The organism is Exiguobacterium sp. S22-S28 (assembly GCF_043359615.1).
Taxonomy (GTDB): Bacteria; Bacillota; Bacilli; order Exiguobacteriales; family Exiguobacteriaceae; genus Exiguobacterium_A.
Genome location: NZ_JBHFFC010000026.1, coordinates 137,525 through 160,070, shown reverse-complemented (window position 1 = coordinate 160,070; position 22,546 = coordinate 137,525). Strand labels below are relative to the sequence as shown.

The 22,546-nt window shown below is 50.0% G+C and carries 23 protein-coding genes and 2 pseudogenes; 18 read left to right on the top strand and 7 right to left on the bottom strand.

Annotation, left to right across the window (positions count from 1 at the left end; all coding sequences use genetic code 11):
* The first annotated feature begins 169 nt into the window (after positions 1–169).
* Positions 170–808 (top strand): DUF975 family protein, encoded by a 639-nt coding sequence (locus ACHA8N_RS07470; RefSeq protein ID WP_147511451.1) that lies wholly within the window; start codon positions 170–172, stop codon positions 806–808.
* Between the two features lie 60 nt (positions 809–868).
* Here ACHA8N_RS07470 and ACHA8N_RS07465 read toward each other — a convergent pair whose 3' ends face one another.
* Entirely contained in the window at positions 869–1,750 is an 882-nt protein-coding gene (locus tag ACHA8N_RS07465) for an NAD(P)-dependent oxidoreductase (RefSeq protein ID WP_393965313.1), read from the bottom strand.
* Positions 1,747–3,495: an ABC transporter ATP-binding protein gene (locus ACHA8N_RS07460; RefSeq protein WP_393965312.1), complete on the bottom strand. Its 1,749-nt coding sequence runs from the start codon at positions 3,493–3,495 to the stop codon at positions 1,747–1,749. Before ACHA8N_RS07460 ends, ACHA8N_RS07465 begins: the two co-directional genes overlap by 4 nt.
* Positions 3,496–3,625: 130 nt before the next feature.
* On the opposite strand from ACHA8N_RS07460, the gene ACHA8N_RS07455 reads away from it, so the two are divergent.
* The 4 genes from ACHA8N_RS07455 (at position 3,626) to ACHA8N_RS07440 (ending at position 7,900) form a co-directional block, all read left to right on the top strand.
* A complete protein-coding gene (locus tag ACHA8N_RS07455) occupies positions 3,626–4,060 on the top strand; it encodes a YaiI/YqxD family protein (protein ID WP_393965311.1) in 435 nt (144 codons plus the stop codon).
* A 74-nt stretch (positions 4,061–4,134) separates the two neighbouring features.
* Positions 4,135–5,787: a sensor histidine kinase gene (locus ACHA8N_RS07450; protein ID WP_393965310.1), complete on the top strand. Its 1,653-nt coding sequence runs from the start codon at positions 4,135–4,137 to the stop codon at positions 5,785–5,787.
* A gap of 30 nt (positions 5,788–5,817) precedes the next feature.
* Positions 5,818–7,563, top strand: a complete 1,746-nt coding sequence (locus ACHA8N_RS07445) for a sensor domain-containing diguanylate cyclase (RefSeq protein ID WP_393965555.1) — start codon at positions 5,818–5,820, stop codon at positions 7,561–7,563.
* 52 nt (positions 7,564–7,615) lie between these two features.
* Positions 7,616–7,900 (top strand): hypothetical protein, encoded by a 285-nt coding sequence (locus tag ACHA8N_RS07440; RefSeq protein ID WP_393965309.1) that lies wholly within the window; start codon positions 7,616–7,618, stop codon positions 7,898–7,900.
* A gap of 46 nt (positions 7,901–7,946) precedes the next feature.
* On the opposite strand, the gene ACHA8N_RS07435 is transcribed toward ACHA8N_RS07440, so the two are convergent.
* The gene (locus ACHA8N_RS07435) at positions 7,947–8,921 is read right to left on the bottom strand and encodes a DUF4003 family protein (RefSeq protein ID WP_393965308.1); all 975 of its coding nucleotides are present in this window, start codon (positions 8,919–8,921) and stop codon (positions 7,947–7,949) included.
* A gap of 54 nt (positions 8,922–8,975) precedes the next feature.
* Entirely contained in the window at positions 8,976–9,497 is a 522-nt protein-coding gene (locus tag ACHA8N_RS07430; RefSeq protein ID WP_393965307.1) for a DUF1836 domain-containing protein, read from the bottom strand.
* 113 nt (positions 9,498–9,610) lie between these two features.
* Here ACHA8N_RS07430 and trhA point away from each other — a divergent pair, with 113 nt between their 5' ends.
* The 4 genes from trhA to ACHA8N_RS07410 all read left to right on the top strand — a co-directional run bounded on the left by trhA (position 9,611) and on the right by ACHA8N_RS07410 (position 13,146).
* Positions 9,611–10,258: a PAQR family membrane homeostasis protein TrhA gene (gene trhA, locus ACHA8N_RS07425; RefSeq protein WP_026833335.1), complete on the top strand. Its 648-nt coding sequence runs from the start codon at positions 9,611–9,613 to the stop codon at positions 10,256–10,258.
* 127 nt (positions 10,259–10,385) lie between these two features.
* Positions 10,386–12,113, top strand: coding sequence for a M3 family oligoendopeptidase (locus tag ACHA8N_RS07420; protein ID WP_393965306.1), 1,728 nt, complete (start codon positions 10,386–10,388; stop codon positions 12,111–12,113).
* Positions 12,114–12,159: 46 nt separating this feature from the next.
* Entirely contained in the window at positions 12,160–12,858 is a 699-nt protein-coding gene (gene rpiA, locus ACHA8N_RS07415; RefSeq protein WP_393965305.1) for a ribose-5-phosphate isomerase RpiA, read from the top strand.
* Between the two features lie 30 nt (positions 12,859–12,888).
* A complete protein-coding gene (locus tag ACHA8N_RS07410; protein ID WP_393965304.1) occupies positions 12,889–13,146 on the top strand; it encodes a hypothetical protein in 258 nt (85 codons plus the stop codon).
* 41 nt (positions 13,147–13,187) lie between these two features.
* On the opposite strand, the gene ACHA8N_RS07405 is transcribed toward ACHA8N_RS07410, so the two are convergent.
* From ACHA8N_RS07405 to ACHA8N_RS07395, 3 genes are read right to left on the bottom strand one after another with little or no spacing between them, the layout of a single operon-like run.
* Entirely contained in the window at positions 13,188–13,592 is a 405-nt protein-coding gene (locus tag ACHA8N_RS07405; protein WP_012370068.1) for a DUF350 domain-containing protein, read from the bottom strand.
* Positions 13,593–13,604: 12 nt separating this feature from the next.
* Positions 13,605–13,781 (bottom strand): hypothetical protein, encoded by a 177-nt coding sequence (locus ACHA8N_RS07400; RefSeq protein WP_167498357.1) that lies wholly within the window; start codon positions 13,779–13,781, stop codon positions 13,605–13,607.
* A gap of 55 nt (positions 13,782–13,836) precedes the next feature.
* Complete coding sequence (locus ACHA8N_RS07395; protein ID WP_147511442.1) at positions 13,837–14,958, bottom strand: GGDEF domain-containing protein; 1,122 nt, start codon at positions 14,956–14,958, stop codon at positions 13,837–13,839.
* Positions 14,959–15,209: 251 nt separating this feature from the next.
* Between ACHA8N_RS07395 and ACHA8N_RS07390 the strand changes: the two are divergent.
* The 9 genes and pseudogenes from ACHA8N_RS07390 to ACHA8N_RS07350 all read left to right on the top strand — a co-directional run.
* A pseudogene (locus ACHA8N_RS07390) lies at positions 15,210–15,855 on the top strand (GntP family permease); the annotation flags it as partial.
* 86 nt (positions 15,856–15,941) lie between these two features.
* Positions 15,942–16,649: pseudogene (locus tag ACHA8N_RS07385) on the top strand (GntP family permease); the annotation flags it as partial.
* A gap of 31 nt (positions 16,650–16,680) precedes the next feature.
* Entirely contained in the window at positions 16,681–17,382 is a 702-nt protein-coding gene (locus tag ACHA8N_RS07380) for a CoA transferase subunit A (protein WP_026833329.1), read from the top strand.
* Positions 17,383–17,394: 12 nt separating this feature from the next.
* Complete coding sequence (locus ACHA8N_RS07375; RefSeq protein WP_026833328.1) at positions 17,395–18,057, top strand: 3-oxoacid CoA-transferase subunit B; 663 nt, start codon at positions 17,395–17,397, stop codon at positions 18,055–18,057.
* Between the two features lie 5 nt (positions 18,058–18,062).
* Positions 18,063–18,839 (top strand): 3-hydroxybutyrate dehydrogenase, encoded by a 777-nt coding sequence (locus ACHA8N_RS07370; protein WP_147511440.1) that lies wholly within the window; start codon positions 18,063–18,065, stop codon positions 18,837–18,839.
* A 13-nt stretch (positions 18,840–18,852) separates the two neighbouring features.
* On the top strand, positions 18,853–20,043 hold the full coding sequence (locus ACHA8N_RS07365) for an acetyl-CoA C-acetyltransferase (RefSeq protein WP_393965303.1): 1,191 nt from the start codon (positions 18,853–18,855) through the stop codon (positions 20,041–20,043).
* Positions 20,044–20,235: 192 nt separating this feature from the next.
* On the top strand, positions 20,236–20,982 hold the full coding sequence (locus ACHA8N_RS07360; RefSeq protein WP_393965302.1) for a methionine ABC transporter ATP-binding protein: 747 nt from the start codon (positions 20,236–20,238) through the stop codon (positions 20,980–20,982).
* Positions 20,975–21,637, top strand: coding sequence for a methionine ABC transporter permease (locus ACHA8N_RS07355; RefSeq protein WP_393965301.1), 663 nt, complete (start codon positions 20,975–20,977; stop codon positions 21,635–21,637). The genes ACHA8N_RS07360 and ACHA8N_RS07355 overlap by 8 nt, the downstream gene beginning before the upstream one ends.
* 18 nt (positions 21,638–21,655) lie before the next feature.
* Entirely contained in the window at positions 21,656–22,474 is an 819-nt protein-coding gene (locus ACHA8N_RS07350; RefSeq protein ID WP_393965300.1) for a MetQ/NlpA family ABC transporter substrate-binding protein, read from the top strand.
* Positions 22,475–22,546: the final 72 nt, after the last annotated feature.

The following is a 22,546-nucleotide window of genomic DNA, read 5'->3' as shown; positions in this document are numbered from 1 at the left end:
CGCTTCTCTCATTTCCGACAAGAAATGCTTACTGAAAGAACAAAGTCTTATTAGAGTCAGCTGTCCAAAAATCGACACATCTTGAAGGAATCAAGACAGGGATTGCTATTTTTTCAGGACAGACTACGGTAAACTATAACAGGAAAGTTGAAAGGTAAAGGAGTTCATCATGACAAATCTACAGTACAAACAAGCTGCACTCGCGACGCTGAAAGGAAAATGGCTGACAGCGCTCAGTATTTCGATCGTTTATTTCTTAATCTTTGCGCTGGCTGCAAGTCGGATGTCGTTTGATCAAGACAATCTCGACAGCATGCTTCGCTTCGTCGCCTTGAATATCGTCGTGACGATTGTCCTCGCACCGGTTACGGTTGGACGGACGATTTCCTACTTACGTCTCGTCCGTGGTGAGACGGCAGGGATTGGCACATTATTCGAAGGATTTTCATCGATCCGCTTTTATTTGAAAGTAATGGCTGCCTATACGGTTGTCACGTTGCTCGTCTACTTGGGTTCTTTTTTGATCGTACCGGCGATCTATTTTTACTTGATGTATCGACTGGTTCCGTTTTTGTTGATTGACCGACCGGATCTGTCGTTTTTCCAAGTACTCGGGGAAAGCCGACGGATGATGCATGGTCATAAGTGGCGTCTCGTGAAGCTGTATCTCAGCTTCATCATCTGGGGCATTCTCGCCTTACTCAGTACCGTCGGGGTTGTCTTGTTGACACCGTATTTCGATACGACGATGGCACATTTTTACGAGCAATTAAAAAAAGAACAACAGCCAGCGACACGTTCGGCATAAAAAAACGAGTCTGATCCACCCTTCATCGGGCAGGTCAGACTCGTTTTGTCGTTTCGTCGCTTAACGTGACGGTGTTTTTTCTTTTAACAGCAAGTAGAGGGCTTGCGTTCCGGATTCGGCATGACCGGACGCGGCCAGTTCCTCATACAAGTCTTTGACGAGAGCTAGTCCCGGTGTCGAAATGCCCATCTCATCCGCACGTTCGAGTGCCAAACGCATGTCTTTGATGAAATGTTTGACGAAGAAGCCAGGTGAATAGTTTTCCGTGATGACACGCGGAATCAAATTCTCGAGCGACCAGCTGCCGGCCGAGCCGCTTTTGATCGTCTCGACGAACTGTGTCGGATCGATGCCGGATTTCGTGACGAACAGCAACATTTCCGCGGTTCCAATCATCGACCCGGCAATCGCGATTTGATTGGCGAGTTTAGCCGACTGACCTTGTCCCGGACCACCAAAGCGGGCGATTGATTTGCCCATCGCCTCGAACAATGGTTTCACCGTGTCAAAAGCTGCTTCTTCGCCGCCGACGAGAATCGCGAGTGTCCCGTTTTTTGCACCGAGATCGCCGCCTGTGACCGGTGCATCGAGGGCGTGAAGTCCTTTTTGAGCAGCTTGCTCCGCAATCCGGATCGCGAGTGCGGGACTCGATGTCGTCATGTCAATGACGATCGTCCCCGGGTTTGCCGATGCTAAAATGCCGTCTTCCGCCAAATAAATCTCTTTCACGTCCTGCGGATATCCGACGATCGAGATGACGACGTCGACATCCGTCACGGCTTCCTGAATCGTATCGACGATTACGGCGCCGTCCTGTTCGAGCGGCAGCCCTTTTTCTTTTGTCCGGTTATAGCCTTTGACGGAAAAGCCGGCTTTTAATAAATTGCGGACCATGCCTTGACCCATGACACCCAGTCCGATGAAACCAATTGTTTTTGTCATCTGTTACTCCCCCTGGTCGTTTCGGTTTGACCGATGAATTGTTGCGTTACGAGTTTATTATACAAAACATTCGACGCGACGAGCGTGTCATGTGTCCCGATGCCGGAAACACGTCCTTGTTCGAGGACGACGATTTGATCAGCATGCCGGACGGTCGCGAGACGGTGGGCGATGACGAATGTCGTCCGACCTTCCATTAGCCGTTCGAGCGCTTCTTGAACGACACGTTCTGACTCGGAGTCAAGACTCGATGTCGCTTCGTCAAGCAGTAACAGCTCCGGATCACGCAGGAGGGCGCGGGCGATGGCAATCCGTTGCCGCTGACCGCCGGACAGTTTAACGCCCCGTTCGCCGATCTCGGTTTCGTATCCGTTTGCGAACGAACGGATGAATTCGTCGGCATTGGCCATCTCGGCCGCTTCCCGGATTTGTTGCTCTGTGACGTCACCCGTTAATCCATATAACAGATTGTCGCGGATCGTCCCGGACAAGACCGGCGAATCCTGAGCGACGTAACCGATTGAATTACGCCAGCTCGCCAGTTCAAACTCATTGATGGCGTGTGGACCGAGTTCGATCTGACCGGCTGTCGGTTGATAAAAGCGTTCGAGCAGGGCGAACAACGTCGATTTTCCGGAGCCGCTTGGTCCGACGATTGCCGTCGTTTGACCACGTGGCAAGGAGAAGGTGACGTCGTGCAACAGTGTCGTATCATCATAACCGAACGACAGGTGATTAAAATGAACTGCTGCGAACGGGCGCTCGACCTGACGTGTTCCATCGGTTTCCGGCTGTTCTTCGAGCAATTCGGAGATCCGTTCCGTCGCTCCCCGTGCTTTTTGCAGTTTTGAAACGAATTCGGTCATCGTCACGAGCGGAGTCATGATTTGGAACAGGTATAACGAGAAGGCGACGAGCTCACCGGCTGTAATCTGATTCGTCGAGACGCGGTAGGCACCGAAGCTGATGATGATGATCAACATCGAGGTCAAGGCGACGTTGAAGACCGGCAACAAGATCGCTTGGACTTTCCCTTCCTTGACACCAAAACCAAACAGATTTTCAATCCGGGTCTGTCCCCGGTCCATCTCATACTCTTCCGTCGCCTGCGATTTGATCAGGCGCACTTCACCTAACATTTCGGCAAAAAATCCCGATAAGCCGGCCAGTTCTTTTTGCGTCTCGCGGGAAATCTGGTGAAGCTTTCGAACGAGCGGGATGATGATCAATAACGTAATCGGCACGGCAATTACCATCACAAGCGTCATCTGCCAGTCGAGGAAAAATAAAATCGTGACGGCACCGACGATCGAGACGATGGATGTCAACAGACGAACGAGTTGCTCGGATAATAACTGTTGTAGCGTCGTCGCATCATTATTGAGACGCGAGACGAGTTCACCGGATTTCGTTTCGTCGTAAAATGGAATGGGTAAAGCTAGCAGGTGTTTCCATAACATCGTCCGAAGATTCGCGACAATCCGTTGTCCGGCAATGTGCAGCCAATAGATCGAAAACGCATTGCTGATCATTTGAACGATGAAGATCACGATGAACAGGGTGATCAAACCAGGTGTCAGGCGATCGACGGAGAAGTTGTCAATCAAAGACTTTAAGAACCAAGGAATCATCAAGGCAGCGAGTGCCTGAATGATGGAAACCGTCACGGCAGCCGACAGCAGTCCGATCGGTGGTTCGCTTTTTTTGAGTAATGATAAAAATGATTTAAATGTAGCAGATTTCACTTCGGCACATCCTTTCCTGTCTATTGTCTGTTTTATGGGGAGTATGGTCAACTTGGAACGATTCACTTGACAGTCATTCCTGTCGTCACGGACACTAAAAGAAGTGAACGGAAATAAGGAGTGACGTGATATGAACATATGGATTGATGCCGACGGGTGTCCGGTCGTGGATTTGACGATTCGGCTCAGCAAAGGATATGAGGTGTTTTTAGTTTGTGACACGGCCCATCAATTCAACCGCCCCGGTGCAACGACGATCACAATCGGACAGGGGCATGATGCGGTTGATTTTGCCATCGTCAACCGGATGGCACCGGGGGATGTCGTCGTGACTCAGGATTATGGTCTTGCAGCGCTGGCATTGGCACGTAAAGGACGGGCGATTGATCAGAATGGTCGAGTCTTTACGAACGAGAATATTGATTTTCTACTACATACCCGGCATGTTGGACAGGAAATTCGTCGGGCCGGCGGGCGAACGAAAGGTCCAAAAAAACGGACACGCCAGGAAGACATGTCTTTTGAGCAGTCCTTCAGCCGTTTGTTGACCGAAACGACGGATTGAATTTTCTGTTTCAGTTGCCGTCGCCCGTGCTATAATTTTAGACATGAATTCAGGAACCGGAAGGAGGAAACTCATTGAAAAAAGTCGTGCGTTACCGTCCCGAAAAAAAAGTCAGACCGTACCGTTTAAAGACCGGTCCTTTTCCATTAAATGAAGGGAAAGCACCTATGACGACGGATCAGCAGAGAATCGGTCAATTGACACAGGATCTTGTCGAAGTGGAACACAAATTGAAGCATCGAAATGAGATCATGGAAGCGTTAGCGACTCAAAATGTCGAGTCAGCGTGTGAGACATTGCTTGTCAAACTACTTCACCTCGTGGATTTGGAAGCCGGTGCCATCCTGTTGTACCGACGTGAGCAACTCAGCCATCTCGTGACGCAAGGCGTCGAAGACATTGAATTGATTGAAAAAGATTTGGATCAATATTCGGTGTTACGCCGCTCTTTTGTCATGCGTAAATCCGTCCAGCTTCCATTGGCGGAAGCGATGTATGAATCAGCCATTCCCGTTCAATCCCCAAGTAATGGAGGAGTCGTCGGGATCATCTATCTCAAACATCCGTTTGAACAGTTTAATCTGGAACAAGTCGGAGACATTCTAGACCTGTCGCGCAAATTAGGCATGACGCTCGAACGCCATTTGTTGTTCCATCAGATGGAACACGAAAAAATCAAAACGTATCAATTACTCGATTCGATCCGCGAAGCGGTTCTCTATATTGAAAGCAGCGGCGAACAGATTTATGCCAATCAGGCTTTGCTGAACATGTTCCCACCGAAACTGGTTAATCAGGCGCAAGGGTTCCGCCATGCCTACGAACGGGCGACCTCGTTATTTGAACATATCGACCAAGCGGATGCTCTGCACGACTACATCGGTCAGTTGATGAACGGGGAAATCCCGGGCGAGACGATTGAATTGTCGGCGTTTCGTGGAAATTTACTGCTCAGTGCCTACGCAGAACGGATTGCGATTGCCAATGTCGAGTGGGGGATGATGCTTGTCTTGCGCGACGTGACGAAGGAAAAGGAGCTCGATTTAAAACAATCCGAGTTTGTTTCGATCGTGTCGCACGAATTACGGACGCCGCTTTCCTCGATCATGGGCTTCACCGAACTGTTGATGCGTCGGACACTCGATGGTCCGCGTCAGAAAAAGTATCTGGAAACGATCTATTCCGAGACCGTACGGTTGGCGGAATTGATTGATGACATACTCGAGATTCAAAAAGGTGAAGATTTGACGCAAGGTACGATCAAAAAACGAATGGACTTAAAGAAACTGGTGTTTGAAATGCGGCCGATGTTTGATTTGGCGAGCAGTAAACACCGGATTCGTGTCTCCTTTGAACCAGGTCGTTACGAGGTGACAGCGAGCGAAGAAAAAATGAAACAACTGCTCACGAACCTGATCATGAATGCGATCAAATACTCGCCGGACGGTGGACAGATTCAGATTAAAGGTATCGTGCAGGAGCACTCGATCCGGTTGACGATTGAAGATGAAGGAATCGGGATTCCGGAAAAATCGGTTCCGTTTATTTTTGATAAGTTTTACCGGGCCGACAATTCAGATACCCGGAAAATCGGTGGCACGGGTCTTGGTCTCGCGATCTGTCAAATGATCGTCAAAGATCATGACGGATCAATTGATGTACATTCGGAAGAAGGCGTCGGTAGTGCGTTTACAGTACAGTTTCCCGTTGAAATGGTGCCGGAGTGAGGCGGAAAGGAGGGGTGATTCGTGGATAATATGCAAATGCGGTATGAAGCACTGCATCCGCTCGTTGAAGAGATTTTAAAAAAGTTAAGTGAAGAGATCGGTGTTAACACACTGTTTTTTGCGTTAAATGATTTAAACAGTAACTTCATCGTCAAGGCGATTAACCAGGAAAAAGAACTGATCGGCGAGGGGACGACCCATGTCTATCAGCACGTCCTTTGTAAGCTTGTCATCGATGAAACGGACGGAAAGATTCAAATCAACGAGTTGTTGGCGGATCCCCATACGAGTAACCACCCGGTCACGAAATCGCTTGGAAACGGTAGTTTCTTAGGTGTGGCCATTAAAAATGCGGAAAACGAAAAAATCGGGACATTGTGTGCATTCGATGACAAACCGTATGATTTCGACGCAAAGGACATCGAGTTGGTTGAGAACTATGCTAATATCATCAGTAAATCGATCAGTGTGGAAACGTACGTCATCAAGGATGCCTTAACCGACGTCTATAATGAACGCTACATGAACCGTTTGATTTCCAGTGTGACGAATCAGTCGACGTTTCTAATGGTCCTGAATCTCGATAATTTTCATGCCATCAATGCGACGTACGGTTACCGGATTGGCAATAAGGTGTTGCAGGAAATTGCGTCCCGCTTAAAATACGTGCCGATCATCGACCATGTCGTCGGACGAATGGACGGGAACGAATTTATTGTGCTGGCACCCATCGACGAAGCAGAGTTCATGGAACATGGCAATACGTATGCGAACTGGATTATTGAGGCAATTGAACGTCCGATCGAAGGAGTCAGCCATGAACCAATCCGTGTCACCGCTTCATCCGGGGTCAGCCTGTTGACCGGGGATTATATGAACCGTCAAACACAAGTTTATGCAGCAGAAGCATTGATGCAACAAGTCAAGTTGGACGGGAAGGCCGGCACCTTATTTGTTACACAAAATCGTGCACTCGAGCAACACCCGTTTGAGCACGTTTTGGAAAAAGAACTCGGGCAGGCTCTCGCAAGAGGACAATTTGAATTGTATTACCAGCGGATTTTCAATGCCAAGCTTGGTCATACGGTGGCGGTCGAAGCATTATTACGTTGGAACCATCCAATTCTCGGCTTCGTCAGTCCGGCAGACTTCATTCCAGTCGCTGAACGGATGGGCAGTTTCGGTCAAATCGGGCGATTTACGGTTTGTCAGGCCATCACGGACAGTGTCCGTCTGGAACAAGAATTGGGTCACCCGGTCACGATTTCCATTAATCTATCGGCGAGCCAGTTTCAGTCCGATGAGATGCTCGCTGACTTATTGACAATTGCGAACCAACCGTTATTCAAACGGGACCGGATTGTCCTTGAAATTCGTGAGGAAGTGTTGCAGACGGGACGGCGCAAGGCGATTAGCCGACTCGAATCGTTGCGTCAGGTCGGTTATCGTTTGAGTGTTGATCATTTTGGCAGTCACTATGCATCGTTGAATTCCTTGCTCCGTCTACCGGTACAATCGGTGAAGCTGGATCCGATCTTCACGCGGCGACTGGCACAAAATCAGCTCGAACAGTCGATGTTGCAGTCCGTTTATGCTCTGACACAAGCACTGAACATCGCACTGGTCATCCAAGAAGTCGAGACGGTTTCCCAATTTCGTCAAATCACATTACTTGGTGAAAAGTTATATGTCCAAGGACATTACCTTCATCATCCGCAGCCGATTGCGAATTTGATTGCTGATTTTTCAAAAACCAGCCATACGCTTGATGTTTAAGCTGTGCAGGTGAGGGAATACTCTTAACATCACAGATTGAGGGGGATTTTTCATGGCACAGCAACACGACAAAGAAACAGATCCAATTACTTCGGGCAATCGAATGACGAACGACGAAATCGCAGGACGCGACGAGTCACATACCGAGAAACCAAAAGCTAAACAAGATACAGACAAACACACGGACTCGAAAGAGGAGTCAACGGATACGCAACAACAATCAGAGGATGTCTCGGATGAAAATCCATCAACGGATGAAGAAGCACCGGATTTGTCACATGCATCCGATGACGCATCAGATGTAACACCTTCTGATGACGATAACCAAGAGCGTTAATCAAAAAAACCTTCTGCTTCTGCAGGAAGGTTTTTTTTGTAAATTCTTAATCACCGACACCTCCGCCGCTGTCACCCCCGTCAAATCCACCATCCGCCATACCGCCGTCCGTGGCATGGGACGTATCAGTCAGATCGACCGGAAACAGATAAACCGGTAACAGGCTGGACGTATCGTCGAGCGTAGAAGGCGAAAACGGCGCGAACAGGTGATGCAGCGTCGGATGATCGGCCAAGTACAGCCGGACCGCCGTCAAAAACACCAGGTCTTTGCGATACTTGAAGTGAGCGTTTTTCCGGAACTGGTCCGTCAACCCCTCTAACGCCGCTTGATGCACCCTCGGGTCACCTAGTAAAGCAAGTAAACCGTGAAATGACAAGGGAATCCCATGTTTTCGGTACACGTTTCGGGACTGGACGACCTGCTCAATATACGTCGCCTGATCGTCTTCCGGCAACAAAGCGAGCAGCAAAGCGGTGACGTATGTTTGCTGCGAACGGCCAAACCGTTTCTTCAGGATGTCATACGTTGCCTCGATCCGTGCGTGAATCATCGACATTTCTCCGCGACGCAAGGCGTTCAGAAACAAAAACGATACTAAGAGCGGAGAGACGATGAAGCGATGAGACTTTTTGGCAAGCTGATACAGCTCGACCGTCCGTTGTAGTTGTGGATCCGTCGCGTCTAGTCGGCTGATCAACAGGGCGGTGGAATAGGCGTTCAGCGGATGAACAAGTCGATGAGACGAAAAGAAACTGTGGATGGAAATCATTTGCGTAATCCGTTCGACGGGTGAAGCGTCATAGGCATGGACTTTTGAAGCGAGCAACAGGGCTTGCGTCTGATGGGAACGGAGATGTTCCTCGAGATAGGCCGCCGTGTGTTCAAGATCAGAGAATGCCGGTGACTGTTTTCCGACAGTCGCATCAAACGCCAGTTCAATCAAAATGCCATCCTGATAATTCACGAAATACTGTCCGGTTTCTTCCAGTTGCGCCAAAAAACGTTGCCCGATCTCCATCTGATCCACCTCGCTCTTCATTTTCCCTATTTTACCATGAGATGACTCAGAAAGTTAATCTTCTAATTGATCAATTAACCGTTCGGCTGCCCGACGATACAAGTTACTCATATGGGCAAGTGATAAAATCAGTTGCAACTGCTCGAGAGAATCCGATTCGTCCGGGAGTTGCTGTTGTGCTTCAAAACGGGTCTGATTGGCTGCTGTCGTGTCGAGGTAGGTCTGATAAAACGCTTCAAGCTCGATTGACTGACTGGTGACGCCCGCATTTAAATCCGTCAGAATCGTTTTGATGTCGTTGATTGAAAAGGTTCCTTTAAGCTGATAGATCAGACTGATCAAGATGAGATGGTCTTTCGTGTATTTCTTATTCGTCACCGGGAAAAACAGTTTCTTTTTGGCATAATTGTTGATCATCGTCTTCGTCAGAATCGTCTCGCCTTTTGCGCGGGTCGTCTCCTCGAACGTCCGTTCAAACAGTTGGATGACTTGATCCATGTAGAGATCGATGTTCGGAATATCCGTGAGTTCCAATTGTCGATCGAGTATTGGTTTTGGTTGATCTGCTTGTGTCATAAAAAAACCTCCAAAAAAATAATCCGGAATGACTTCCTATTTCTCTAGTGTATGATAGAATGTTCATATAACGCCATGTAGTATTGAAAACTACATAACAACGGAGGGAAATTATGAGAACGTACATGAGAGAACCAATCAACGGCTTGACCCATCTGGGAGGAGCAGTCTTCGCCTTTATCGGATTGCTGGCACTGGTCATTAAGGCATCACTGGAACGAGGCGCCGGCTTGCCGATCGTCGCTGCGATCATCTTTGGTGTCAGTATGATGGCACTGTATTCCGTCTCGGCGACCTATCATATGGTACTGGCGAGTGACCGCGCGATTGCGACCTGGAGACGACTTGATCACTCGATGATTTATTTATTGATTGCCGGGTCCTATGCACCGTTTTGTCTGATCAGTCTGAACGGACCGACGGGGTGGGTCATGTTCAGTATCGTCATGTTGATTGCCGTCTTCGGCATCACCTTTAAACTCGTCTGGTTCAACAGCCCACGCTGGTTGTCGACGACACTTTACATCGGGATGGGTTGGATCATGGTCTTTGCGATCACACCGCTCGCAGCCGTCTTATCACCGATGGGGATTGCACTGCTGTTTCTCGGGGGCATTTTCTATACGATTGGTGGAGTCATCTACGGTTTGAAGCCAAACATTCTGTCGTTTAAGCATCTTGGTTTCCATGAGATTTTCCACGTGTTCGTGTTACTCGGAAGTCTTGCTCATTTCCTCTGCGTCTATTTCTTCGTCATTTAATGGTTCCGACATCCTTTCCATCAAGTGAAAGGGTGTTTTTTTGTGGAAATAACTAGAAAAACAGGACTTGCCTTAAACGGAAACGAATGAAGGGAGGGACAGAAAAGGCTGAAAAGGAGGAATGGGTATGTCGACCATGACATCGCGTTGGCAGCTGAACGCCAGCTATACAACGGAAGAGGTCAAACAAAAGTTAGAGATGTTACAGCAGGAACTTGACCGGTTCCAAACCGTTCAAGCACCGATCCGGTCGCAATTAGTGACACTTGAGCAGCTCATGTGTCAGGTCGAAGAGCTCAGTGATTTTGTCTATTGCCTGTATGCAGAAGACGTGTCGCGTCAAGAGGTCCTTGATCTGCTCGAGCAGACGGATAGGTTGCAAGCGGGTCTTCAGACGGGTGAAACTCTCTTCGAGGGACGACTGCGGACGTTGTCAAACGACAAGTGGACAGCGTTACAGAACGAAGAGGCGTCCTATTACCTGACGGAACGCCGTGCCATTATGGAACGGCGTCTGCCGGCGGAGCAGGAACAGTTGATTCAGGCATTGGCAGTCGACGGATTTTCTGCCTGGGAACAGTTGTATGAACAACGTTTGACTAGATTACGACTTCCCTTGAATGGAGCAGCGGTCACGATCGGACAAGCCTGGCATCAAGCGGTCCACGGCACGACACGAATTGACCGTCAAACGGCAGCCGCCGCTATTGCGACGACTTGCGCCGCTGAACAGGATGATTTTGCGATGATTCTGAACCGGATTGCTGGATTTCGATTACAGGTGTATGCCAAACGTGGCTGGGATGATCTTTTGACCGAACTCTGCGAACAAAATCGGATCAAACGACCAACGATCGAAGCGATGCTGACGGCGATTAATCAAAATCGTCCGTTGTTCCAGTCGTATTACAAACGGAAATTGCGTCTCGCCCAAATTACGGAACCGGAGTGGCACGATTTAGAGGCAAACACCTTCAAATCGGACCGTGCTGTCTCGTATGCGACAGCACAAACGATTATCTTGAAACAATTTGAACGCCTGCATCCTCGGTTAGCCACCTTTACGAAACACGTATTCGAAGCAGGATGGGTCGATGCCGAAAACCGTCCCAATAAAGCGGAAGGAGGATTCTGTGCCTCCTTTCCGGTCCTTAAAGAAAGCCGCATCTTCATGACGTACCGCGAGACGTATCAGGATGTCGTCACACTTGCCCATGAAATCGGTCACGCCTATCATAATTCGTTGATGCACGATTTGCCGTTCCTCGAGCAAATCAAAGGGACGAGTATCGCCGAGACCGCCTCGACGTTCATGGAAAATCTGGTCCTCGACGCCGTCATCGAACAGTCGGCAGGTGAAGAAAAATTGGCGATGCTTGAGACCAAGATCAACGAAGGCTTAAAATACGTCGGGACCGTGCCGAACATGTTCCGATTTGAGCAACGTTTTTATTCCGAGCGGAAGCAGGGGCCGATCTCAAGCGCACGGATCGCAGCATTGATGCGGGAAGAAGAAGCCGGATTTTACGGTGATCTGTTGGACGAGGCGGCTCCGTTTAAATGGATCTATGTCAGTCATTTTTATGACACCGGCAAGGCATTTTACAATATTCCCTATACGATCGGCTACTTGTTGAGCAATCAGTTGTATACGACGGTCAAACAATCCAAAGCGGCGTTCAGCGATCAATTTGAACCGCTGTTACGGGCATCGGGCCGGTCTTCAATCGAAGAGTTGATGGAACAGTACCTGGACGGAGAACCGGATTCGGTCGCTTTTTGGCAAGAAGCACTCGAACCGCTTCTTTCAGCAATCGAGCTCTATTTGCAAGAGACGGCAGGACTCGTCGATTGAAGTTCGCGTCAACCGGGAATAGATAACTAACGAAGGAGGGGTACTGATGTATGAGCAGGAGAAGAAGATGCTGGCGGAAGCGGCAATCAAGCAGGTCAAGAACGACATGGTCCTCGGTCTTGGGACCGGTTCGACGACCCGGAGTTTCATCGATGCCTTAGGTGAATGGGTCAAAGCGGGCGGTGAAGTGCAAGGGGTCGCGACATCCAATGAGACGGTTGAACAAGCGAAACGATTGAACATTCCACTCCTGTCACTCGAAGAAGCGACCCATATCGATCTCGTCATCGACGGGATCGATCAAATCGATTCACGGTTCCATGTGCTCAAAGGCGGCGGAGGCGCGTTATTCCGGGAAAAAGTCGTCGCGCTGATGAGCCGGGAAATCCTCTACTTAGCGGACGCCTCGAAATTCGTGCATCATTTAACCGGACCGTTACCGGTCGAAATCGATGCGTTTGCGAGACCGTATGTCGAGCGTTATCTGCGGGATAAGCAGCTGGACGTGACATTGCGGGAACACGACGGTAAACCGTTCGTGACGGATGGCGGACATTTGATTTTGGATGTGGATCTCGAGCGGGTTCAGGATGTGCGTCATTTTGCTCAGGAACTAAAAAGTTTGACCGGGGTGCTCGAAACCGGTTATTTCGAACGACAACCGGATCACGTCCTGACCGTCGAACAGGGAAAAGTCCGACAGTTGGCCCACCCGAATCTTCGGGACGGGGGAGGACTTGTCTAAGCTGTGTTCTGACAGAAAGAAGGGGAACCGATGCGATTACGAAAACGGTATGTGTTTGGAGCAAGCGTCTTGGCCGGTGCCGGTCTGCTCTTGATAAAGAACAAGGACAAACGAAATATGGATCCGTTAAAAGAGTATTTGACTCACTTGGATCAAGACGCAAGTCCGGATGCCGATAAAGATTCGGATGAAATCGGGTTGACAAAACTTGATTCGATTTATCGGTCTGATTGGCAGGCGAACGGGTATCCCCGTTCCCAAAAAGAACTCGAAGACTTGGAAAAATGAAGAATGCCAGCACTCCGACGTCCGGGATGCTGGCATTCTTTTTAATATGTAAGGGAACCGGCGATGATCAATCCGATTGAAATCGAGAGGAACAGAAGCAGTAAACCGACGGCTTCGTTGTTGGCATCAATCTCTTTTGTCATGCTGAGACGCGGAATGATTAAATCAGCCAAGTAGAACAGGACGATTTGGAAGACGATCGCAAGAGCGCCCCATAAGACCATATCAAGAATACTGACCGAGTTCGTAATACTTGAATAGAGGACGATTGCAAGACCCAAAATCCGTCCGCCAAATGCATAGACGGCCGCTTTTTTGCCTTGACGGATCAACTCCATCTCTTTTGATTTGGTCGTCACTTCAAATAAGACGACACCGATCGCAAGCAGGAGCGTCGCGACGCCGATATACGCGAGCGTTGATAAAAACAGTTCGCTGAAGCCCACACTGATTCCCCCTTAGGAATGATTTGATTTTTTTTGTTCTTTCCGTTGTTGCCACGAGACATAGCCTTCGAGCATCGCGCCGACTAAAATACCGGCCGAGACATACAGATAAAAATTATCGCCGATGAAGCCGAACAGGAGACCGAGGACAAGACCAATTAAAATGTACGGTCCTTTTGTCAATTTCATAACACTCACCTACCTCACTATCAAACGTAGCCGATTTTACCGGATTCGTCCATCCCTAATTGGATTGATGGGTCGATGCGACTTCTTTTTGATCCGAAAACAGCGTGACGCGATTACGCCCGTTTTGTTTGGAGTGGTAGAGAGCGGCATCCGCATCCGTCACGATATGTTGGATTTGTTCGGTCGTTTCCGGAAAACTGGCGATACCAAATGACGCCGTCAAATGAAGCGGAGTACCGGAGGACAATATGAACGGAGCAGCGGCGATTCGTTCCCGCAACTGTTCCGCGAGTGCCAGCACCTTGACGACTGTCAGCTGCTCCACGAGAATCGAAAATTCTTCGCCGCCGTTTCGGGAGACGTAACCGGAATCCGTCACTCCGTCATGCAGACGTTTCGCGAACTGCCGTAAAACCTCATCACCTGCTTCGTGACCAAACGTATCGTTGACCTGTTTAAAATGGTCAATGTCGACCATGATTAAAGCAACTTCCCGTGAATGAAGGATCGTTTGTTGCTTCAAGTCTTCCAAATGATCGGTAAAAGCACGGAAATTATGCAGACCCGTCAAAAAATCATGGCGTGCCGTCTGTTGTAAGGTCTGCATCGCCTGTTTCGTCAGACGAATGTCGCGGATGATGACGAGGGCAAGCCAACTGCTGGCAAAGGAGGCCGGGAGAACGACACTCAAAATATCGAGGACAACCCCGGTATCGAACAACACATAGGTCAAGACGAGTCCATGTAAAACGGTCGCATACACCGTGACGACAGTAAATGTTTTCCGGGAATAAAGCGGTAACCACCTGACGATCATCGACGTCCCGCCGGCAACCAGTAAAATGAACAGACAGGCCGTAAAAGCAGCCGCGTTCGTATTGACGCTGAAGCGGTAGACGATAATGACGATCGTCACAATACACGTTGGCAGGGGACCGGCGAAATAGGCGGCGACGATGACCGGGATGTGTCGCAAATCCACGAGGACACCCGGGACCGGTTCGATCGTCAACTGCATCAATAGAAGCGATAGGATACTTAAACCGATTCCGTATATAATCCGGATGGACCGTTTGGATTCAATTGTAATCGGATGAGGAGATAGTTTTCCGAGCAGATAAAACCCGCTCATTAATAAAGTCAGGTTATGGAGCACGTCATACAAGATCGATTTCAAACCGATTCACCTTACTTTCATCAACAATTCATTCTATCGTTAGAATACGCCAACACATGCAAAAAGTCCTGTTCGTTCAAAAGATTTCTCCAAAAAGCATCAAAAATAAAAATGTGTCTATAATGTGAAGTTATAGACACTATAAGCTGTACTTATAGGTTGTTGGATTTTGATTGACCGTTCTCCGATTCAATTGTTAAATGGGGAAGAAGCAATTGAAAGCGCTTACTAAAAATTTAAAGGAGATCCTCATGGAACTGATCATCATTCTTCTTGCCTTATCTTTACTCATGTTCGTAGCGTACCGTGGCTTTTCAGTCATCTTGTTTGCCCCGATCTGTGCCTTGTTCGCCGTTCTATTGACGAACCCTGACTGGGTCTTGCCGTTCTTCTCCAATATCTTCATGGAAAAGATGGTCGGCTTCATCAAAGCCTACTTCCCGGTCTTCTTACTCGGAGCCATCTTCGGGAAAGTCGTTGAGATGTCGGGGATCGCCGAATCGATTGCCAAATCGATCATCCGAATGATTGGGGCGAAACGGGCGATTCTCGCCATCGTCCTGCTTGGAGCGATTTTGACGTACAGCGGGGTCAGCCTGTTTGTCGTCGTCTTCGCCGTCTATCCGTTTGCGGCAAACTTGTTCCGCGAAGCGAACATCCCGAAACGATTGATTCCGGGAACGATTGCCCTCGGAGCATTTACGTTCACAATGGATGCTTTACCGGGGACACCACAAATTCAAAACGTCATTCCAACGACGTTCTTCAAGACAGACATCTATGCCGCCCCGATCATGGGAACGCTCGGTGGATTGATCATCTTGACTGTCGGGATGTTCTACCTCGAATCCCGTAAACGTAAAGCCCATCAGGAAGGGGAAGGTTACGCCGGATTCGAAGCGACGGCAGCCAGTTCTGCTCCGCAGATGGAGTTGAAAAACGAGCCGGAACTGACGCTTGAGACAGCGCAACAGCCGGTTTACCGTCAAGTGTTGGCCTTTGTTCCCTTGATTTTAGTCGCCGTCATGAACAAGTACTTTACGCTCGCGATTCCGAACTGGTATCCGGAAGGTTTTGACTTCGCGGCGATTGGTCTAGAAGCGTTCGGCAAAATCGAGACGCCGGCCGTGCTCGCGATCTGGTCGGTCCAGATGGCCTTGATCATCGGGATCATCTCGGCGATGCTCTATGACTTCAAAAAAGTCCGGACGAACTTCCAAGCCGGTCTGAACGTCAGTATCGGCGGTGCCTTACTTGCCGTCATGAATACGGGAGCCGAGTATGGATTTGGTGGCGTCATCGCCGCCTTACCGGGCTTCAAAACCGTCTCAAACGGTATCTCGACGACGTTCACCGATCCACTCGTCAACGGTGCGGTCACGACGACGGCACTTGCCGGTGTGACCGGTTCAGCATCCGGCGGCATGGGCATCGCGCTCAGTGCAATGTCAGATAAGTATACGCAAGCGATCACATCAGGCGGTGTCCCGCCGGAAGTCATGCACCGGGTCATCTCGATGGCATCCGGCGGAATGGATACGCTCCCGCACAACGGGGCCGTCATCACCTTGCTTGCCGTCACCGGATTGACGCACCGTCAGTCGTACCGTGACATCTTTATGATCACGATTTTAAAGACGGTAACGGTCTTCTTGATGATCGGTCTGTATAACCTGACGGGTCTTTATTAAACAACTGTACGTATAAAGGGGGAAATGAACGATGCAACAGGGGAAAATCTACGATTCATTTACGGAAGCGACAGCAGATATTTTTGACGGGGCGACACTCGTCGTCGGCGGGTTCGGTCTGTGCGGAATTCCGGAAAAATCAATTGCCGCCTTACAGGAACAAGGCGTCAAGGAGTTGACGGTCGTCAGCAACAACTGTGGTGTCGACGATTTCGGACTCGGCATCTTATTACAATCACGCCAGATCAAGAAGATGGTCTCGTCGTACGTCGGGGAAAATAAGACGTTTGAGCAACAGTATTTAAGTGGCGAGATTGAAGTCGATCTCGTACCGCAGGGGACACTTGCGGAGCGGATTCGGGCCGGCGGCGCGGGCATTCCCGGCTTCTATACGCCGACCGGTGTCGGAACACCAATCGCGGAAGGCAAGGAACAAAAACAATTCGATGGAAAAACATATTTGCTTGAAGAAGGAATTGTCGGTGATTTTGCACTCGTCAAAGCCTGGAAAGCGGATAAACTTGGCAATCTTGTCTTCCGTAAAACGTCACGCAACTTCAATCCACTCGTCGCGACGGCCGGGAAAGTGACGATCGTCGAGGTCGAAGAACTGGTTGAAGTCGGTGAACTGGATCCAAACGAGATTCATACACCAGCGGTTTACGTCCAGCGCATCATCGTCGGGACGGACTATGAAAAACGCATCGAACGCCGGACAGTCCGGGAAGCATAAGGGGGAGATACTATGGCAACGTCTAGAGACATCATCATCAATCGTGCACTGCAGGAAATCGAGGACGGGATGTACGTCAATCTCGGCATCGGGATTCCGACACTGATCGCCAATGCGATTCCGAACGATCGGCATGTCATGCTGCAATCGGAAAACGGCTTGCTCGGCATCGGACCGTATCCGCTCGAACACGAAGTCGATGCCGACGAAATCAATGCCGGCAAAGAGACCGTCACGGCACAAAAAGGCGCGTCCTATTTCGACAGTGCCGAATCGTTTGCGATGATCCGTGGTGGTCATATCGACCTCGCGATTTTAGGCGGGATGGAAGTCGCCGAAAACGGGGACCTCGCGAACTGGATGATTCCCGGCAAGATGGTCAAAGGAATGGGCGGAGCGATGGATCTCGTCAACGGAGCGAAACGGGTCGTCATCATCATGGAGCACGTCAATAAGTACGGCGAATCGAAAGTGAAGTCGAGCTGTACGTTACCGTTGACGGGGAGTCAAGTCGTCCACCGGTTGATCACCGACAAAGCTGTTTTTGATTTCACGGATGCCGGAATGGTCTTGATCGAGACGCTCGGCGGACTGACGGTCGAAGACATCCGTGCCGTGACGGAAGCGAACTTCACGGTCAGCCCGGAACTTGAACGTATGCCAGTAGGGGAGTGAGTCAGATGATCAACGGAGATATCGTCCTCGTGACGGGAGCAGGAAGCGGGATTGGTCTTGAAATCTCAAAGGCGTTCGCAGAAGCAGGAGCGAAGGTCGTCATTACGGACGTCAACACAGAAGCGGCACAAACAGCAGCCCAGACGTTGCAGGAAGCGGGACATGACGTGATTGGTCTGACGCTGAACGTGACGGATGAAGCGCAAGTCCAGTCTGTGTTTGTCGAAACGATGAAACAGTACGGTCGGATTGATGTATTGATCAACAACGCCGGTCTGCAGCATGTCTCACCCATCGAAGATTTTCCGACGGAGAAGTTTGAGTTGATGATCAAAATCATGTTGACGGCACCGTTTATGGCGATCAAGCATGTTTTCCCGATCATGAAGGAACAAGGATACGGTCGGATCATCAACATGGCATCAATCAACGGGCTGATCGGCTTTGCCGGAAAAGCGGCCTACAATTCCGCGAAACACGGACTCCTCGGCTTAACGAAAGTGGCAGCACTCGAAGGGGCGGAACACGGGATCACGGTCAATGCCTTATGCCCGGGCTACGTTGACACGCCGCTCGTCCGCAATCAGATGGCGGATCTTGCGAAGACACGCCAGGTCGAACTGGAAAAGGTTCTTGAAGACGTGATTTATCCGCTCGTTCCGCAAAAACGGTTGCTTGCGGTCGAGGAAATCGCTGACTATGCCTTATTCCTTGCCAGTCGAAAAGCGAAAGGCATCACGGGACAGGCCAATGTCTTAGACGGCGGATATACGATTCAATAAGGGGGAAGTCAGGATGAGTGAGCAAGTGGTCATCGTCAGTGCGACACGTACGGCAATCGGCAGTTTTAACGGCAGTTTAAAGGATGTTCCGGCAACAAAACTTGGCGCAACGGTCATCGAAGCGGCACTCGCACAGGCGAATGTCGCACCAGAGCTCGTCGAGGAAGTCATCATGGGCAACGTCCTGCAGGCGGGACTCGGACAAAATCCGGCACGGCAGGCCAGTCTCCTCGCCGGTCTCCCGGAATCGGTCCCGGCGATGACGATCAATAAAGTCTGTGGTTCCGGCTTAAAGGCGATTCACCTCGCGTTTCAAGCAATCAAGTCAGGCGAGGCGGAGATCATCGTCGCCGGCGGGATGGAAAACATGAGTCAGGCACCGTATGTGTTAAGCGGAGCCCGGACCGGCTTACGGATGGGCGACCAGCCGCTTGTCGATACAATCATCAAGGACGGTCTGGAGTGTGCCTTTAACGACTACCACATGGGCATCACAGCGGAAAATTTAGCCGAGCAATATACGATTTCCCGGGAGGCGCAAGACCAGTTTGCAGTGACCAGTCAACAAAAAGCAAGCCAAGCCATTGAAGCGGATCGTTTCCAAGCGGAAATCACACCAGTTGAAATTCCACAGCGCAAAGGTGATCCGGTTGTCTTCGCCGAAGATGAGTTCCCGCGTGCCGGAACGACAGCGGAGTCACTCGCACGCTTGCGTCCGGCTTTCAAGAAAGACGGTACGGTCACAGCCGGCAATGCATCCGGGATTAATGACGGAGCGGCCGCAGTCGTCGTCATGTCGGCTCGCAAGGCAAAAGAACTTGGTCTGATACCACTCGTCGAGATCGTTGCAAACGGGACGTCCGGCGTCGACCCGAGTATCATGGGGATCGGTCCCGTCAAAGCAGTCGGTCAGGCGTTGCAAAAAGCCGGTCTGAGCCTGGACGCGATTGATGTCATCGAAGCAAACGAAGCATTTGCCGCCCAGTCGCTTGCAGTCGACGCAGAACTCCAATTTGATCCGGCGAAGTTGAACCGAAACGGCGGGGCGATTGCCCTCGGTCACCCGATTGGCGCCAGCGGAACCCGAATCATGGTGACGTTGATCCACGAAATGTTACGGACCGGCGAAAGCCATGGTCTCGCGACACTCTGTATCGGCGGCGGTCAAGGGATTGCGACGATCGTTAAGAAGTACGAAGGATAATCGAATACACAACCGCACCACACCCTGAATACCGGAGCCTGATTTATGCCTCCTGTTCAGGGTTTTTTGTCTTTTTAGTATTAAATCGTTTAGTTAATTAGTGAAATGACGCGGGAAAGAAAAAAAGCATTCAACATGACAAAAATGGACAGCTTACGGTAAAATGAAACACGTTGTAAGGGAGGGTGCCACATGATTTCATTACGAAACGTCGAAAAAAGTTTTTCCAAACAACCCGTTATTCAGTCCGTCACCCTCTCGGTTGAGCAGGGGGAGATTCATGGCATCATCGGAGCAAGCGGAGCCGGCAAATCCACACTGCTCCGACTGATGAACCTGTTGGAACGACCGGATGCGGGGATCGTCGAGTTTGACGGGACCGACTTGACGATTTTGCCGAAACGGAAGCTCCGGCAGATCCGGCAAGATATGGGCATGATTTTTCAAGATTTTCATCTCGTCGCAAACAAGACCGTCGAGCAGAACATCGCCGTCTCGCTTGATCTGGCAGGCGTCAAAAAGAAAGACCGTATTGCCCGGATCGAGGAATGTCTGCGATTTGTCGGCTTGGCCAGTTTTTCCGGCAAGTACCCGGCCGAGTTGAGTGGTGGTCAGAAACAGCGTGTTGCGATTGCCCGGGCGCTTGCGAACCGGCCACGCGTTCTTCTATGTGACGAACCGACCTCATCGCTTGATCCGAGCACGACGTCGGAAATTTTACGGGTCCTGCAAAACATCAATCAAACATTAGGCGTCACGATTGTCATCGTCAGCCATGAAATGAATGTGATTCAGAGTATTTGCCGCCGGGTCACGATCATGGAAGACGGACGGATTCGCAAGACTGTTGCGACGGAACCGACCGGAGTGACCGAAATCGAAAGTGATGCCGGCTGGTTCCTGACACAATTGACCGAACGGGGGGAGACGCATGCCTGAGATCTTGATTACGTATGCCGCAGAAATCCGGCTGGCCATCGGACAAACGTTCGTGATGGTCGGCATGTCGATTCTTGCTGCAATTCTTCTCGGGCTCCCGCTCGGCACCTTGCTGTTTTTATCACGAAAAGATCAGTTGCTGGCGAATCGCTGGTTGTTCTCGGCTTTAAATCTGCTGGTCAACACGATTCGCTCGTTTCCGTTCTTGTTGCTCGTCGTTTTCCTGATTCCGTTTACGCGACTCATCATCGGAACGGCGATCGGAACAGCGGCGGCGACGGTTCCACTTGCGATTATTGCCATTGCCCATTACTCACGGCTCGTCGAACAATCGCTGCTTGAAGTGCCGAAAGGTGTCATCGAGGCGGCGGTCTCGATGGGAGCCTCGACACGTAAAGTCGTCCTGAAGTTTTTATTCGTTGAAGCCCGGTCCGGTCTTGTGCTTGGTCTGACGACGTCGATCGTCAGCTTCATTTCGTATTCGACCATCATGGGGGTTGTCGGAGGTGGGGGGATCGGCGACTTTGCCGTCCGGTACGGCTACCAGCAGTTTCAGACGGAATTGATGCTTTATATGATTTTAATTATGGTCATCCTGGTGCAACTGATTCAGTTTACCGGGACGACCGTAGCACGCTTGCTCGATAAACGTTAATCGAAAGTAGGAATTTAAATGAAAAAAATCATGATAGTACTCAGCGTTTTTGTGTTGGCATTAGCCGGATGCGGAAACGCGGACAAAAAAGATGAACAAGAATCGGCGTCAAAAACAGAGACGTTAAAAGTCGCGTCACTAATCAAACCGATGACGGAAATTCTAGACCTCGTCAAACCGGAACTGAAAAAAGAGGGCATTAATTTGGAAGTCGTCGTTCTCAGTGACAACGTGCAGCCGAACAGTGCCCTCGCGGCAAAAGAAGTCGATGCGAACTTCTTCCAGCACGTGCCGTACATGGAAGGATTCAACCGCAACAACAAAGCCAACCTGGTACCAATCAAACCGATTTACTTCGCGAACTACGGTCTCTATTCGAAAGAATACAAAGAGTTGAAACAATTGCCGAAGGGTGGCGTCATCGCGATCGCGAACGACGTCTCGAACATTGACCGGTCGCTGGCATTACTCGCGCAACATGATGCCATCCAGTTGAAGAAGAAAACAGGTCCGTATTACACGATGAAAGACATCACGGAAAACAAACGCGACTTTAAATTCAAGGAAGTTGATTTGCTGATGCTCGCCCGTCTTTATGATGATGCGGATGCAGTCATTATGACGCCGGCTTATGCTTCACCGCTCGGACTGACTCCGAAGAAGGATGCGCTCGTGACGGAAGGGGTCGAAAATGACTTTGCGATTACACTCGTTGCCCGGAAGGACAATCAGGATTCGGAAGCGGTTCAAAAGCTTGCGAAAGCAATGACAAGTCCGAAAGTCAAAAAATTCCTCGAAGACAATTATGACGAAACGGCGATTCCTGCCTTTAAATGAGTGTGCGGTTTAAAAAATCAAAACCACGGTTCGCCTGTCTGCTTCAGAGGCACGCGATCCGTGGTTTTTTTG

Bases quoted from the DNA above. Each gene is read 5' to 3' on its own strand.
- ACHA8N_RS07430 (WP_393965307.1), bottom strand. From the start codon at position 9,497: ATGACACAAGCAGATCAACCAAAACCAATACTCGATCGACAATTGGAA.
- ACHA8N_RS07410 (WP_393965304.1), top strand. From the start codon at position 12,889: ATGCGATTACGAAAACGGTATGTGTTTGGAGCAAGCGTCTTGGCCGGT.
- rpiA (WP_393965305.1), top strand. From the start codon at position 12,160: ATGTATGAGCAGGAGAAGAAGATGCTGGCGGAAGCGGCAATCAAGCAG.
- ACHA8N_RS07440 (WP_393965309.1), top strand. From the start codon at position 7,616: ATGGCACAGCAACACGACAAAGAAACAGATCCAATTACTTCGGGCAAT.
- ACHA8N_RS07365 (WP_393965303.1), top strand. From the start codon at position 18,853: ATGAGTGAGCAAGTGGTCATCGTCAGTGCGACACGTACGGCAATCGGC.
- ACHA8N_RS07435 (WP_393965308.1), bottom strand. From the start codon at position 8,921: ATGGAGATCGGGCAACGTTTTTTGGCGCAACTGGAAGAAACCGGACAG.
- ACHA8N_RS07370 (WP_147511440.1), top strand. From the start codon at position 18,063: ATGATCAACGGAGATATCGTCCTCGTGACGGGAGCAGGAAGCGGGATT.
- ACHA8N_RS07355 (WP_393965301.1), top strand. From the start codon at position 20,975: ATGCCTGAGATCTTGATTACGTATGCCGCAGAAATCCGGCTGGCCATC.
- trhA (WP_026833335.1), top strand. From the start codon at position 9,611: ATGAGAACGTACATGAGAGAACCAATCAACGGCTTGACCCATCTGGGA.
- ACHA8N_RS07455 (WP_393965311.1), top strand. From the start codon at position 3,626: ATGAACATATGGATTGATGCCGACGGGTGTCCGGTCGTGGATTTGACG.
- ACHA8N_RS07400 (WP_167498357.1), bottom strand. From the start codon at position 13,781: ATGAAATTGACAAAAGGACCGTACATTTTAATTGGTCTTGTCCTCGGT.
- ACHA8N_RS07470 (WP_147511451.1), top strand. From the start codon at position 170: ATGACAAATCTACAGTACAAACAAGCTGCACTCGCGACGCTGAAAGGA.
- ACHA8N_RS07420 (WP_393965306.1), top strand. From the start codon at position 10,386: ATGTCGACCATGACATCGCGTTGGCAGCTGAACGCCAGCTATACAACG.
- ACHA8N_RS07465 (WP_393965313.1), bottom strand. From the start codon at position 1,750: ATGACAAAAACAATTGGTTTCATCGGACTGGGTGTCATGGGTCAAGGC.
- ACHA8N_RS07380 (WP_026833329.1), top strand. From the start codon at position 16,681: ATGCAACAGGGGAAAATCTACGATTCATTTACGGAAGCGACAGCAGAT.
- ACHA8N_RS07375 (WP_026833328.1), top strand. From the start codon at position 17,395: ATGGCAACGTCTAGAGACATCATCATCAATCGTGCACTGCAGGAAATC.
- ACHA8N_RS07350 (WP_393965300.1), top strand. From the start codon at position 21,656: ATGAAAAAAATCATGATAGTACTCAGCGTTTTTGTGTTGGCATTAGCC.
- ACHA8N_RS07445 (WP_393965555.1), top strand. From the start codon at position 5,818: ATGCAAATGCGGTATGAAGCACTGCATCCGCTCGTTGAAGAGATTTTA.
- ACHA8N_RS07360 (WP_393965302.1), top strand. From the start codon at position 20,236: ATGATTTCATTACGAAACGTCGAAAAAAGTTTTTCCAAACAACCCGTT.